This is a genomic window from Massilia sp. H6 (assembly GCF_024802625.1).
GTDB lineage: Bacteria > Pseudomonadota > Gammaproteobacteria > Burkholderiales > Burkholderiaceae_D > Telluria.
Window position 1 is genome coordinate 3,067,180 of the sequence record NZ_CP103371.1, and the last position, 12,342, is coordinate 3,079,521.

A 12,342-nucleotide genomic window follows, 5' to 3' on the forward strand; every position below is an offset into this window, starting at 1 on the left:
CGCGCTCAAATGCGGAAGCTTTCGCCACAGCCGCAGTTGTCCTTGACGTTCGGGTTGTTGAAGCGGAAGCCTTCGTTCAGGCCTTCGCGCGCGAAGTCCAGTTCGGTGCCGTCGATATAGGCCAGGCTCTTCGGGTCGACGAAGACCCGCACGCCATGCGACTCGAAGACCTGGTCTTCAGGGGTCATCTCGTCGACATATTCGAGCTTGTAGGCCAGGCCGGAGCAGCCGGTCGTGCGCACACCAAAGCGCAAGCCGATGCCCTTGCCCCGGCGCTCGAGGTAACGGTTGACGTGTTTCGCGGCTTTTTCAGTCAGGGTGATTGCCATCAGCTTGGCTCCAGTATCTGTAGGACTCGTTACGCCTTCGCGGCGTGCTTGGCTTTGTAGTCGGCCACGGCGGCCTTGATCGCGTCTTCGGCCAGGATCGAGCAGTGGATCTTCACCGGCGGCAGCGCCAGTTCTTCGGCGATCTGGGTGTTCTTGATCGACAGCGCTTCGTCGAGCGACTTGCCCTTGACCCATTCGGTCACGAGCGAGCTCGATGCGATGGCCGAACCGCAGCCATAGGTCTTGAACTTCGCGTCTTCGATCATGCCCTGCTCGTTGACCTTGATCTGCAGCTTCATCACGTCGCCGCAGGCCGGAGCGCCGACCATGCCGGTGCCGATTGCATCGTCGCCCTTGTCGAAGGCGCCGACGTTGCGTGGGTTTTCGTAGTGGTCCAGTACTTTGTCCGAATATGCCATGGTAGTGCTCCTTGAATTTTTAAATTAATGAACCTTGAAAAACCGTAGCGAGCGGCAGCAAGGTTGGCCGAGACGCGCAGCAGGTTTAGCGAGGTTCATTAGTGGGCTGCCCATTGAATCGAGGAGATGTCGATCCCTTCCTTGAACATGTCCCACAGCGGCGACAGTTCACGCAATTTACCGACCTTCGACTTCAGCAGGCTGATGGCGAAATCAATGTCTTGTTCGGTCGTGAAACGGCCGATGGTGAAACGGATCGAGCTGTGCGCCAGCTCATCGCTGCGGCCCAGGGCGCGCAGTACATAAGATGGCTCCAGGCTGGCCGAGGTGCAGGCCGAACCCGACGACACGGCGAGGTCCTTGATCGCCATGATCAGCGACTCGCCCTCGACGTAGTTGAACGATACGTTCAGGTTGTGCGGCACGCGGTGCTCCATGTCGCCATTGACATAAGCTTCTTCGATCTCCATCAGGCCCTTGGCCAGGCGGTCGCGCAGCGCGGTGATGCGCACCAGTTCCGTGTCCATTTCTTCACGGGCGATGCGGAAGGCTTCGCCCATGCCGGCGATCTGGTGGGTCGGCAGCGTGCCCGAACGCAGGCCGCGCTCGTGGCCGCCGCCGTGCATTTGCGCTTCGAGGCGCACGCGCGGCTTGCGGCGCACGTACAGGGCGCCAATGCCCTTCGGGCCATAGGTCTTGTGCGCGGTGAAGGTCATCAGGTCGCACTTGGTTTTATTCAGGTCGATCGCCACCTTGCCCGTCGCTTGCGCGGCGTCGCAATGGAAGATGATGCCCTTCGAGCGGCACAGCTCGCCGATCTCGTCGATCGGCTGGATCACGCCGATCTCGTTATTGACCAGCATGACCGAGACCAGGATGGTGTCCGGGCGAATCGCGGCGGCCAGCTGCTCGACGGTGATCAAGCCGTTATCTTGCGGTTCGAGATAGGTTGCATCGAAACCGACGCGCTCGAGCTCGCGCACGGTATCGAGCACGGCCTTGTGCTCGGTCTTGACCGTGATGATGTGCTTGCCCTTGCTCTTGTAGAACTGGGCCGCACCCTTGAGCGCCAGGTTGTTAGACTCGGTCGCGCCGGAAGTCCAGATGATCTCGCGCGGATCGGCGCCGACCAGGGCTGCCACGTGGGCACGCGCCTCTTCGACCGCCGCTTCCGCGGTCCAGCCATACATGTGGCTGCGCGAAGCCGGATTGCCGAACTGCTCGCGCAGGAAAGGAATCATCTTGTCGGCCACGCGTGGATCGATCGGCGTTGTCGCCGAATAATCCATGTAGATCGGGAAATGCGGCGCAGTCACAAAGCTGTGCTCGGTTTGTTTGTCCAAAGGCGCGTTCATCAGTTCACTCCGGTTTCAATTTTTTCTGAATTTGGTACAACTGACGCCGCGGGCCGGTGCAGCACCACGACGTTCTGCTCTTTTTGCTTCTGCTGGTCGACCAGGTCTTGCAGGGACACCGAATCGAGGTAGTCGACCATCTTGGCGTTGAGCGTGGCCCACAGTTCGTGGGTCATGCAACGGGTGCCGGAAGCAGCGTCGGCGCCATGACAATTTTCTTTGCCGCCACACTGGGTGGCGTCGAGCGGCTCGTCGACCGCGATGATGATATCGGCCACCGTGACCTTGTCGGCGCTGCGTGCCAGGCTGTAGCCGCCGCCCGGGCCACGGATTGACTCGACGATGGCGTGGCGGCGCAACTTGCCGAACAGCTGCTCCAGGTAGGACAGCGAAATGGCCTGGCGCTGGCTGATGCCCGACAGCGTGACCGGACCCTGGCCCTGGCGCAGGGCAAGATCGATCATCGCAGTAACAGCAAAACGGCCTTTGGTGGTCAGACGCATCACAACCCCGGTGAACAATAAAATTTTGTTACTTTTCAACTTGTCGGTGCGCCGCAGCAATCCAGTTTCTGCTGCTGCCAACTAGAATGACCCGAGTAGTTGAATGATTTAGTCAAGTATAGCAAATCCTGACCCTGTTGTCTTGGCGGGCCCTGTTTTGCACCAGGGGCGACGCCTCGGGCGGCGCCTGGCAGCGCCGCTAGCGCAAGCGCAGCGATTGCATCGGCCCGAACAGGGCGTGCATCTGCTGGTTCCCGATAAACGAGAGATTGTAGGGATGCTCGGCAACGATCTGCGGCAGCCGCGCCGTCTCGGGCAATTTCTTGAGCAGTTCCGCGATTTTTCCCCACAGCACCAGGGTCGGCGGCTGCGGCCGGCTGGCCAGGGCGGCCAGCACCGTCTGCAAGAAGGGCTGCCAGGCGCGCGCGTCGGCCAGCGGCGCCACCTGCGAGCGAAACACCAGTGCCGCGTTCAGCAGCAGGAAGCCCTGGCGCGCCAGGTTGTCCTGCAGCTGGGGCAAGGTCTGGATGGTTCCGTTGGTGCGGGCGCGCGCTGCCACCGGGGCCAGGGCGGCGCCGCCGCAGTCGTCAGCCTGCAACTGGCCATCGGCCACCAGCAGCATTTTCATGAAATTGCGCAGCGACGTGGCGCGGTTGACCGGCTTGGACAGGCCGCCATCGCTCCAGATCTGCCCGACGGCGCCGTCCATGAAGCAGACCCCGGTCGCGCTGGCGGCGCGCGGATAGGGTCCTTCTCCGACCAACACGTAGCGCACCATGTCCAGCGGCTGGGCAAAAGCGGCGAAAAGGCGGCCCTGGGTGGGCAGGTAGTCGCTTGCGGCAAGTTGCGGCAGGTAGTCTGGAGCGGCGGCGGCAACGGCCTGCAGGCCGGCTTCAAGCACGGGTCGCCAGGAAACGTCGACCCGGTCGAGGGCGTCGCGGATCGACTGAGGAATGGGATGAGGTAACATGAAAAAAGGCCAGGCGCGGAAGGCGCGATTGTAACGCAGGCGCCGGCCCAGGCGCTCGCCCCCGCTCCGCCCCCGCTCTCCCGCGCCGGCTACTCGGCGTCGCCCTGGCGCGCCGGATGGGCCGCCTGGAACGCCGGCAAGTCGGCGCACAGGCTGTTGATGCGCGCGATCGTCGGGTAGGCTTCCAGGTCGACATCGAAACGCTGGGCATTGAACACCTGCGGCACCAGGAAGCAGTCGGCCATGCTCGGGCGATCGCCGTAGCAGAAGCTGCCGGTACAGGGGTTGCGCGCCAGGTGCGCCTCGAGCGCGCCGAAGCCTTCGATCACCCAATGGCGGTACCAGTCGGTCTTGGCCTGGTCGGACTGGCCCAGATGCTTGACGAGATAATTCAGCACGCGCAGGTTGTTGAGCGGATGGATGTCGCAGGCGATGATCTGCGCCAGTTCGCGCACCCGTGCCCGCCCGATGGCGTCTTTCGGCAGCAGGGCGACCGCCGGATAGGCGTCTTCGAGGTATTCGAGGATCGCCATCGACTGGCTCAGCACCAGCGCGTCGTCTTCGAGCGCCGGCACCAGGGCGCTGGGATTGACGGCGCGATAGGCGTCGCTCTGGTGCTCGCCGCCGCCGCGCACCAGGTGCACCGGCACCGCCTCGTAGTCCAGCGCCTTCAGGTTCAGCGCAATGCGCACCCGGTACGCGGCCGAGCTGCGAAAATAGGTATAGAGCTTCATGCCGGCCTCCGGTCCTTGCGGTGATAAGGCGTCACTTCCTGGTCGATGGCGCCAAAGATGCTGGCGCCGCTCTCGTCGAGCATCTCGATGCGTACGGTATCGCCAAAGCTCAGGTAAGGCGTGCGCGGCTTGCCGCCCTCGATGGTCTCGTACATGCGCACTTCGGCCAGGCAGCAATAGCCGACGCCGCCGTTTTCGATGCTCGAGCCGTGCAGGCCGCCCTGCTTGTTCGACACGGTGCCCGAGCCGATGATGCTGCCCGCACCGAGCTCGCGGGTCATGGCCGCGTGCGCGACCAGGTGGGCGAAGCTGAAGGTCATGTCTTCGCCGGCGTTCGGGCGGCCGAATGCCCGGTCGTTGAGCGTGACCTGGATCGGCAGATGCAGCTTGGCATCGGCCCAGGCCGCGCCCAGTTCGTCGGGCGTGACCGCCACTGGCGAAAACGCGCTGGCCGGCTTGGACTGGTAGAAGCCGAAGCCCTTGGCCAGCTCGTTTGGAATCAGGTTGCGCAGCGAGACATCGTTCACCAGCATCACCAGGCGGATCGCATCGGCCGCTTCTTCGAGGGTGGCGCCCATCGGTACGTCACCTAGCACCACCGCCACTTCGGCCTCCAGATCGACGCCCCATTCTTCGGAGAGCACCGCGATCGGGTCGCATGGGCCCACGAAACTGTCCGAGCCGCCCTGGTACATCAGCGGATCGGTGTAGAACGACGCCGGCACCTCGGCGCCCCGCGCCTTGCGCACCAGCTCGACGTGATTGATATAGGCCGATCCGTCGCACCACTGATAGGCGCGTGGCAGCGGCGAATGGCAGGCCTGCTCGATGAACGACTCGGCCTTGTCGGCGGTGCCGGCGTTGAGCCGCTCGTAGACTTTCTTGAGCTGCGGCGCGACGTGGTCCCAGTCGTCCAGCGCTGCCTGCATGGTGGCGGCGATCTTGGGGACGGCCTGGCAAGTAACCAGGTCGCGGCTGACGACGACCAGCGTGCCGTCGCGGCCGCCTGTCTTGCGGGTGGCGAGTTTCATTGCGCTTCCTTCAGGTGTGATTGCATTTCGCCATTACAATTCAAAACGAACTATCATACAAACAGTATTTTTCAGCCGATTTATCAGACTATCTTATGAATGCCCCGGCATGAACCCGACCCTGCGCCAGATGCGCGCCTTCGTCGCCCTGGCCAAGACGGGTAACTTTACGCTTGCAGCCCAAAGCATGCACGTGACGCAGTCTGCGCTTTCGGGTTTGATCAAGGAACTCGAACAGACGCTCGAGGCCAAGGTGGTCGACCGCAGCACGCGCCGGATTGTGCTAACCGACATTGGCCGCGAGCTCTATCCGCTGTTTAGCCAGATGATCGACGATCTCGACGGCGCACTGGCGAACGTGGCCGACCACACGCGCCTGAAAAAAGGCATCGTCCGTATCGCCGCGCCGCAACTACTGTCGTGCACCCTGCTGCCCGGTGTGATCGCCGCCTACCGCCAGGCCTGGCCCGATATCGAGGTACACCTGGGCGACACCGGAGTCGAGAGCGTGATTGCGCGCGTGCTCTCGGGCGAGGCCGACTTTGGTATCGGCCCCGAGCGCGAACCTGCGCCGCCGCTCGATGCGCGCCTGCTGTTCGAGATGCCGTTCGCGCTGGTGTACCCGAAGGGGCACGCACTCGACGGGCAGCAGCGCGTCACCTGGAAAGACGTGGCGCGCTATCCTTTCATTTCGCTACAGGGGCAGTTCACCGAGCGCCTGCTGGGCGAAGTCCATGCCTCGCTCGACATTTCCTTGCGCGAAGTGCCGGTCAAGCCGGCCAAGGAAGTAACCTTCATGACCACCGCGCTGGCGATGGCCAGCGCCGGCCTGGGCATCACGGTCTGCCTGCCCTATGCCGAGCCGCTGGCCAAGCTGTACGGACTGGTCATGCGCCCGCTCGAGGAGCCGGTGCTGAGCCGGCGCTTCTTTGTCTACACCCGCCCGGGACGCTCGCTGTCGCCTGCCGCCGAGAGCTTCATACAATTTTTGCACGGGTTCGTCGAGCCGACGCAGCGCTAGCGGGCACGCTACAATGGGCGGCTTATTTTGTCGCCCACGCTACCCATGTCTCACGACACCATCGCGATCAACCGCCGGATGGACCGCTTCGACCGCCATGACAGCGTCTGGCTGTTCGGCTACGGCTCGCTGATCTTCAAGGCCGACTTCCCCTTCATTGAGCGCCGTCCCGCCAGCATCGGCAACTGGAGCCGACGTTTCTGGCAAGGCTCGCACGACCACCGCGGCACCGAAAGCGCACCCGGGCGCGTGGTGACCCTGGTACCCGAGCTCGGTGCGACCTGCCACGGCATGGCCTATCTGGTCACCCCCGAAGAATTCGCCCATCTCGACCACCGCGAGAAGAACGGCTACCTGCGCCTGGCCACCGACATCGGCTTCGAGGACGGCAGCGCCATCGAAGGCATCGTGTACATCGCCACCCACGAGAATGCGGCCTTTCTCGGAGCGGCGGACGAACGTGACATCGCACGCCAGATCGCCGGCGCGCGCGGCCCGAGCGGCCCCAATAGCGACTACCTGCTGGCGCTGGCGCAAGCCCTGCGCGAGCTCGACAAGCCAGACGCCCACGTGTTTGCGATCGAACGCCATCTCGGCGAACTGCTCGCGCAACAGCTCACTTAAACAATGATCGCCAATGATCGCCAACGATCGCCAGCGATAACCAGCGCGTGCTGGTCGCGCGCCATTACCGGAGAACATGGAATGCTAACGAAAAAGATGCTGGTAGCAGGTGCACTGGCGCTGGCGGCACTGCCGCCGATGGCCGCGCAAACCGGGGCCGCCGACGCGGCGCCGCACGGGCAGGCCCCGGCGGCACCAGCCTACGACGCCGAACTGGCCAGCTCGCTCGGGGGCAACGACCAGGGCATGCGCAAGTATGTCCTGGTGATCCTCAAGACCGGTCCGAACAAGGTCACCGACAAGGCCGAACGCGCGACGATGTTCGAGGGTCACTTTGCGAACATCAAAAAGTTGGCGGCCGAGAAGAAACTTGCCGTTGCCGGCCCCCTGGACGGCAAGGAAGGTCGTCGTGGCATCTTTATTTTGGCGACCCCGGAGTTGGCGCAGGCCAAGGCCTATGTCGACGCCGACCCGGTGATCGTCAAGGGCGAAATGGTGGCTGAATACCATGTGTTCTATAGTTCCGCGGCCTTGATGGCAGTTAACGATCTACACAACAGGATCGAAAAGAAACATTAAACGGACGCTTCCCGGGGTGGGCCGTCTTCGGCACGACGGATGGTTCCCCGCGACGGGCCTGGCGGCGCGGGATCGACCCAAACAACCGTTGCGGCGGTTTCTCAGAACAGATCGAGCTGCCCCGCCCCTTTGTTGCTTGCGTGGCGCCGCGCCGCCGGCACCAGCACCGGCTTGCAAAACTGCGAGCCGTCGAGCCGCCCGAAGCGCCCGCGCAACTGGCCCATCCCCAGTCGCGCCACCGCCCGGGTGAAGCGCTGGCGGATCAGGTCGGCCCAGATGCCCTCGCCTTGCATGCGCTTGCCGAAATCGCTGTCATAGTCTTTGCCGCCGCCCAGGTCGCGCACGCGGTTCATCACGCGCTGCGCCCGCTCAGGAAAATGGGCTCGCAGCCACTGCTGGAAAAGCGGATTGACCTCGTGCGGCAAGCGCAGCACCACGTAGTGCGCGCCGACCGCGCCGGCGTCGCGCGCCGCTTCCAGGATTTTTTCGATCTCCGGCTCGGTGACAAAGGGAATGATCGGCGCCACGCTGACGCTGACCGGGATGCCCGCGTCGGCAAGGGTGCGGATCGCGCGCAGGCGCCGCGCCGGAGCGGCTGCGCGCGGTTCGAGCGTACGTGCGATCTGCGGGTCGAGCGTGGTCAGGGTGATCGCAGCGCAGGCCTGCCCCCTTGACGCCATGGGAGCGAGCAGGTCGATGTCGCGCTCGATCAGCGCCGACTTGGTAATGAGCCCGACCGGGTGCTGGCACTGGCTGAGTACTTCGAGGACCTGGCGCGTGAGCCGCAGCGCGCGCTCGCAGGGCTGGTAAGCGTCGGTGTTGACGCCGATGGCGATGGGCTCGGGCACGTAGCCAGGCCTGGCCAGTTCGCGCCGCAACAGCTCGGCTGCGTTGACCTTGGCGACCAGACGGGATTCGAAATCGAGCCCCGGAGACAAGCCTAGAAAGCTGTGGGTCGGACGCGCGAAGCAATAAATGCAGCCGTGCTCGCAGCCCCGGTAGGGATTGAGCGACACATTGAACGGAATGTCGGGCGAGCTGTTGCGTGTCAGGATGGTCTTGGCGTGCTCTTCGGTAACAACGGTGCGGACGCTGGCCGCGATCGCTTCTTCGCGCTCCCAGCCATCGTCGAACTGTTCACGGCGATTGACCTCGTAGCGCCCTTGCATGTTTGATACCGCGCCGCGCCCCTTGTGCACCGCGAGCGGAATTGGGCCTCGGATTGGCTGCCGATCGGCATCGAGATCGGGATCGAGATCGCGAACGAGATCGACATCGGGATCGACATCGGGCATGGCGGCTCCAGTACTGTATATTTATACAGCATCCTACGCCAGCGCTGCACGAAACTCAAGTGCGCCGTGGGGGGTGCGCCACATAGGCGGCTTGCTGCTGCACGAAGCCCTCGAAGGCATCGAGTAGCGGCGCCAAACGCGCGCCCTCGCCCTCGCCCTCGCCCTCGCCCTCGCCCTCGAGCCTGGCCAGTGCCAGCGCGGCCGCTTCCAGCGACGAAAGCTGGTGCGGCGCGTGCGCCTTGCGGATGCGGTACTTCGACGGCGCCACATCCGCCAGCGCCAGCCGCGGCAATGCTTGCAGTGCAGGATTCAGGTACAGCATCTTGCGGCTCTTGCGCCAGGTCGCATCCAGTACCACCAGGCGCACCCGGCCGGCGTCGGGGGGCGCCCAGGGCGGTGGCTCGGCCAGGTTGGCATCGTCCGGCGTGGCGGGATACAGCAGCACCGGCACCCGCCTGCCCGCATGCAGCAAGGCCTCCAGCGCACCCGCCTCGAAGGCTTCGCCCACGGCCAGCACGCTGCCCGTCACGCTCAGGTGCAGCAGGCGTGCGCTGTTCTTGGCGTTGGCCACTTCCAGCGGATGCTGCAACACCAGCAGCGCCGCGCGCGTGTCGACGCGCGTGATCCAGCGGCAGATGCAGGCCGACTGCGCGCGCAGGCAGGTGGCGCAGTGCTGGCGCCGGGGTGGGTCCTTGCTCATCCGATCATTTTTCTGTCTGGTTGCCAGGTTCGCATGATAACCGTACACGAAAACGCACGCCCGCCGGCCGGGGCGTGGTCATCTTTGCACGCCGCAAAAATTTAGCTCAAGAGTTGGTTAAACGGATATTGCTCTGGACATCTCGCGTACCTAGAATCAAGTTATGCCTCACGGCAATTATTTCGAACGCTAGGTTCTTTACGCACGCAGACAGAGTCACCATGGTCCCCCGCCCTTCGCTTCGCAACATGATCGCTGCCGTCCTGGCCGCGCTTGCCATGCTTCCCTGTAGCGCCGTGCAGCACGAGTTGCAACTCGACCACCGGATGAACGAGCACATCGTCCAGGTGCCGGCCGGCGCCGAGCACCGTGCCATGCTCGAGACCACGGTGTTCCGGCCCAACGGCCCCGGCCCCTTTCCCCTCATCGTCATCAATCACGGCAAGGAGCCCGGTCGCCCCAGCCTGCAGGCGCGCGACCGCTTCTATCACATGGCCAGGGCCTTCGTGAAACGCGGCTACGCGGTGATGGTGCCGATGCGCCAGGGTTTTGCCAATTCGACCGGCCGCTACCGTGACCATGGCTGCAACATGACAGCCAACGGCTATACCCAGGCCGACGACATTGCGTCCACCCTCGCCTATGCGCGCCGCCAGCCATGGGTTGACGCGCAGCGCATCGTGGTGGCCGGCCAGTCTTATGGCGGCCTGGCGACGATCGCCCTGGGCGCCCGCGAACTGCAGGGCGTGCGTGGCCTGATCAACTTCGCCGGTGGCCTGCGCGACGACAGCAATCGCTGCGCCTGGCGTTCGGCGCTGGTAACGGCGTTCGCCGACTACGGCGCCAAGGCCACGCTGCCATCCTTGTGGATCTATGGCGCCAACGATTCGCTGTTCGGCCCCGCACTGGCGCAGCGCATGCACGCCGCCTTCGAGCAGGCAGGAGGGCGCGGGCGTCTGGTCGAACTGGCCGCCTTCAAGCGCGATTCGCACGGCATGCTCGCCAGCCGTGACGGCGAGAAGGCATGGCTGGCCGACACCCTGCAGTTCCTGCAGCAGGTCGGCATGCCGACCGAGGTCCTGCATGAAGTGCCGCCGCCGCCGAGCCCTACCCGCACCGACTATGCCAGGATCGACGACATCGACGCCGTGCCTTTCCTGTCGGAGAACGGCCGTCGTGCCTACCAGGAATATCTCGGCAAGATGACGCCGCGCGCGTTCGCGCTTTCGCCAAGCGGTGCCTGGACCTGGGCCGAAGAAGGCGAAGACCCGGATGGCCGCGCGCTGGCCACCTGCACCGCCAAGAGCACCGAACCTTGCCGCCTGTATTCGGTCGACGACTACGTAGTGTGGAGCGGCGAGCGCCTCGACCAGGCCGAGAAAGCGGCCGTCACGGCCGCCGTGACGCCGGTGCCGACACCGGATACGGCCGGCTCGGCGGCGAGCACGTCGATCGGCGGCAACAAGGCCACCCATTAAGCTGCGCGCAGGGTGGGCGGCAGCACCCACGTTTGCGATGCAGCGCAAACTGTCCATCTTGCGCAACTCCGACAATGGCCTTGAGCCATCCACGGAGATTTGCATGTCCCGCATCGCCCAAGCCTTGACCGCGCTGGCCGCGCTGGCCACATTCGGCGCCGGCGCGCCGGCCGCCGCGCAGAACAACTATCCGGTGATCCTGGTCCACGGTTTCCTTGGCTTCGGCCCCGACACCTTCCAGCACAGCGGCTTTAATTACTGGGGCGGCTACGGCGACATTGCCTCGCACCTGCAGGTCTACCGCGGCCCGCGCACGGTGTTTGCGGCGGTGGTCGGGCCGGTCAGTTCGAACTGGGACCGCGCGGCCGACCTGTATGCGCAGATCAAGGGTGGCTGTGTCGACTACGGCGCGGACCACGTGCGCCGGCACGGCAATCCGGGCCAGCAGCGGGCCCCGGCCGGAAAATGCTGGGCCGCCGACCCCAGGAACAATCCGCAAGGCTATCCGCTGGCGCTGTATCCGGCCTGGGACGCCCGGCACCCGATCCACCTGATCGGCCACAGCCAGGGTGGCACCACGATCCGCGCACTGGTCGAGCTGCTCGAGCATGGCTCGCCGCATGACGAAGGCGGCCACCCGCTGTATGCCGGCGGCAAAGTGGGCTGGGTACGCAGCGTGACCACGATCTCGGCGCCGCACAACGGCACCACCTATGCCGACGCCGTCGTGAGCGCCGCGCCGCTGCTGCGCACGCCGCTGCACGGGGCCTTGCAGCACCGCTGGGCGCAGTGGGAACTCTCGCCCGATGGCGCGCGCGCCTTCAACCTGTGGGCGCGCACCTCGCCGCACATCTATTACTACTCGGTCGGCACCGTCGCGACCGAAGCTGGCAGCTGGTGCTGCAACGGCACCGACCGCGCGCTCGCACCGGTGCAAACGCCGTACCACCAGTATCCGCGCCAGGACATGATCGCCGCTTTCAAGGCCACCGCCGGAGAATGGATCGTGCCTTCGGCCTTCCAGTACGGCCTGGGCGGCTACACGCAGGCGGCCCGGGGTCGGGTGCGAATCGACAGCGACTGGTTCGCCAACGATGGCGTGGTCAATACCGTGAGCATGCGCGCGCCGCAGGGGCACCCGGTGCGCGACTACGACGGCACCTCGCTCAAGGGAACATGGAATTTCCTTGGAAACTACAAGGGCTACGACCACTTCGACATCCTCAACTGGCCCAACCCCGGGCCGTCGGCCAATGCGCTGTATGAGCAGGTAAGCGATATTATTTTTGGTTTGTAAGGGCACT

Annotated in this window: 14 protein-coding genes; 5 read left to right on the plus strand and 9 right to left on the minus strand. The window is 64.7% G+C overall.

All coding sequences use genetic code 11. The features are described 5' to 3' along the window. Nucleotides 1–5: 5 nt before the first annotated feature. The 7 genes from iscA to NRS07_RS13790 all read right to left on the minus strand — a co-directional run bounded on the left by iscA (nucleotide 6) and on the right by NRS07_RS13790 (nucleotide 5,341). Nucleotides 6–329, minus strand: a complete 324-nt coding sequence (gene iscA, locus NRS07_RS13760; RefSeq protein WP_259207841.1) for an iron-sulfur cluster assembly protein IscA — start codon at nucleotides 327–329, stop codon at nucleotides 6–8. Between the two features lie 29 nt (nucleotides 330–358). After that, nucleotides 359–748 (minus strand): Fe-S cluster assembly scaffold IscU, encoded by a 390-nt coding sequence (gene iscU, locus NRS07_RS13765; RefSeq protein WP_259207844.1) that lies wholly within the window; start codon nucleotides 746–748, stop codon nucleotides 359–361. A 98-nt stretch (nucleotides 749–846) separates the two neighbouring features. After that, complete coding sequence (locus NRS07_RS13770; protein WP_259207847.1) at nucleotides 847–2,103, minus strand: IscS subfamily cysteine desulfurase; 1,257 nt, start codon at nucleotides 2,101–2,103, stop codon at nucleotides 847–849. Next, on the minus strand, nucleotides 2,103–2,606 hold the full coding sequence (iscR, locus tag NRS07_RS13775; RefSeq protein ID WP_259207848.1) for a Fe-S cluster assembly transcriptional regulator IscR: 504 nt from the start codon (nucleotides 2,604–2,606) through the stop codon (nucleotides 2,103–2,105). Before iscR ends, NRS07_RS13770 begins: the two co-directional genes overlap by 1 nt. Before the next feature lie 199 nt (nucleotides 2,607–2,805). After that, nucleotides 2,806–3,576 (minus strand): uracil-DNA glycosylase, encoded by a 771-nt coding sequence (locus NRS07_RS13780; protein ID WP_259207850.1) that lies wholly within the window; start codon nucleotides 3,574–3,576, stop codon nucleotides 2,806–2,808. A gap of 89 nt (nucleotides 3,577–3,665) precedes the next feature. Beyond that, nucleotides 3,666–4,310 carry a maleylacetoacetate isomerase gene (gene maiA / locus NRS07_RS13785; RefSeq protein ID WP_259207851.1) on the minus strand — a complete coding sequence of 215 codons (645 nt, stop codon included), beginning with the start codon at nucleotides 4,308–4,310 and terminating at the stop codon, nucleotides 3,666–3,668. Further along, the gene (locus NRS07_RS13790) at nucleotides 4,307–5,341 is read right to left on the minus strand and encodes a fumarylacetoacetate hydrolase family protein (protein WP_259207853.1); all 1,035 of its coding nucleotides are present in this window, start codon (nucleotides 5,339–5,341) and stop codon (nucleotides 4,307–4,309) included. Before NRS07_RS13790 ends, maiA begins: the two co-directional genes overlap by 4 nt. A gap of 109 nt (nucleotides 5,342–5,450) precedes the next feature. Here NRS07_RS13790 and NRS07_RS13795 point away from each other — a divergent pair, with 109 nt between their 5' ends. The 3 genes from NRS07_RS13795 (at nucleotide 5,451) to NRS07_RS13805 (ending at nucleotide 7,565) form a co-directional block, all read left to right on the plus strand. Next, nucleotides 5,451–6,362, plus strand: coding sequence for a LysR family transcriptional regulator (locus NRS07_RS13795; protein WP_259207855.1), 912 nt, complete (start codon nucleotides 5,451–5,453; stop codon nucleotides 6,360–6,362). 45 nt (nucleotides 6,363–6,407) lie between these two features. Continuing rightward, nucleotides 6,408–6,986, plus strand: coding sequence for a gamma-glutamylcyclotransferase (locus tag NRS07_RS13800; RefSeq protein WP_259207856.1), 579 nt, complete (start codon nucleotides 6,408–6,410; stop codon nucleotides 6,984–6,986). An 81-nt stretch (nucleotides 6,987–7,067) separates the two neighbouring features. Continuing rightward, on the plus strand, nucleotides 7,068–7,565 hold the full coding sequence (locus NRS07_RS13805; protein ID WP_259207858.1) for a YciI family protein: 498 nt from the start codon (nucleotides 7,068–7,070) through the stop codon (nucleotides 7,563–7,565). A 101-nt stretch (nucleotides 7,566–7,666) separates the two neighbouring features. Here NRS07_RS13805 and NRS07_RS13810 read toward each other — a convergent pair whose 3' ends face one another. Further along, nucleotides 7,667–8,860: a PA0069 family radical SAM protein gene (locus tag NRS07_RS13810; RefSeq protein ID WP_259207859.1), complete on the minus strand. Its 1,194-nt coding sequence runs from the start codon at nucleotides 8,858–8,860 to the stop codon at nucleotides 7,667–7,669. A 55-nt stretch (nucleotides 8,861–8,915) separates the two neighbouring features. Continuing rightward, nucleotides 8,916–9,560: a tRNA-uridine aminocarboxypropyltransferase gene (locus NRS07_RS13815; protein WP_259207860.1), complete on the minus strand. Its 645-nt coding sequence runs from the start codon at nucleotides 9,558–9,560 to the stop codon at nucleotides 8,916–8,918. Nucleotides 9,561–9,808: 248 nt separating this feature from the next. On the opposite strand from NRS07_RS13815, the gene NRS07_RS13820 reads away from it, so the two are divergent. Together NRS07_RS13820 and NRS07_RS13825 are read left to right on the plus strand one after the other, a co-directional pair. Continuing rightward, nucleotides 9,809–11,038 carry a dienelactone hydrolase family protein gene (locus tag NRS07_RS13820; protein WP_259207862.1) on the plus strand — a complete coding sequence of 410 codons (1,230 nt, stop codon included), beginning with the start codon at nucleotides 9,809–9,811 and terminating at the stop codon, nucleotides 11,036–11,038. A gap of 103 nt (nucleotides 11,039–11,141) precedes the next feature. Continuing rightward, entirely contained in the window at nucleotides 11,142–12,335 is a 1,194-nt protein-coding gene (locus NRS07_RS13825; RefSeq protein ID WP_259207865.1) for a triacylglycerol lipase, read from the plus strand. Nucleotides 12,336–12,342 lie beyond the last annotated feature (7 nt).

Coding starts and splice junctions, on each gene's coding strand:
- iscA (WP_259207841.1), bottom strand. CDS start 329: ATGGCAATCACCCTGACTGAAAAAGCCGCGAAACACGTCAACCGTTAC.
- iscU (WP_259207844.1), bottom strand. CDS start 748: ATGGCATATTCGGACAAAGTACTGGACCACTACGAAAACCCACGCAAC.
- NRS07_RS13770 (WP_259207847.1), bottom strand. CDS start 2,103: ATGAACGCGCCTTTGGACAAACAAACCGAGCACAGCTTTGTGACTGCG.
- iscR (WP_259207848.1), bottom strand. CDS start 2,606: ATGCGTCTGACCACCAAAGGCCGTTTTGCTGTTACTGCGATGATCGAT.
- NRS07_RS13780 (WP_259207850.1), bottom strand. CDS start 3,576: ATGTTACCTCATCCCATTCCTCAGTCGATCCGCGACGCCCTCGACCGG.
- maiA (WP_259207851.1), bottom strand. CDS start 4,310: ATGAAGCTCTATACCTATTTTCGCAGCTCGGCCGCGTACCGGGTGCGC.
- NRS07_RS13790 (WP_259207853.1), bottom strand. CDS start 5,341: ATGAAACTCGCCACCCGCAAGACAGGCGGCCGCGACGGCACGCTGGTC.
- NRS07_RS13795 (WP_259207855.1), top strand. CDS start 5,451: ATGAACCCGACCCTGCGCCAGATGCGCGCCTTCGTCGCCCTGGCCAAG.
- NRS07_RS13800 (WP_259207856.1), top strand. CDS start 6,408: ATGTCTCACGACACCATCGCGATCAACCGCCGGATGGACCGCTTCGAC.
- NRS07_RS13805 (WP_259207858.1), top strand. CDS start 7,068: ATGCTAACGAAAAAGATGCTGGTAGCAGGTGCACTGGCGCTGGCGGCA.
- NRS07_RS13810 (WP_259207859.1), bottom strand. CDS start 8,860: ATGCCCGATGTCGATCCCGATGTCGATCTCGTTCGCGATCTCGATCCC.
- NRS07_RS13815 (WP_259207860.1), bottom strand. CDS start 9,560: ATGAGCAAGGACCCACCCCGGCGCCAGCACTGCGCCACCTGCCTGCGC.
- NRS07_RS13820 (WP_259207862.1), top strand. CDS start 9,809: ATGATCGCTGCCGTCCTGGCCGCGCTTGCCATGCTTCCCTGTAGCGCC.
- NRS07_RS13825 (WP_259207865.1), top strand. CDS start 11,142: ATGTCCCGCATCGCCCAAGCCTTGACCGCGCTGGCCGCGCTGGCCACA.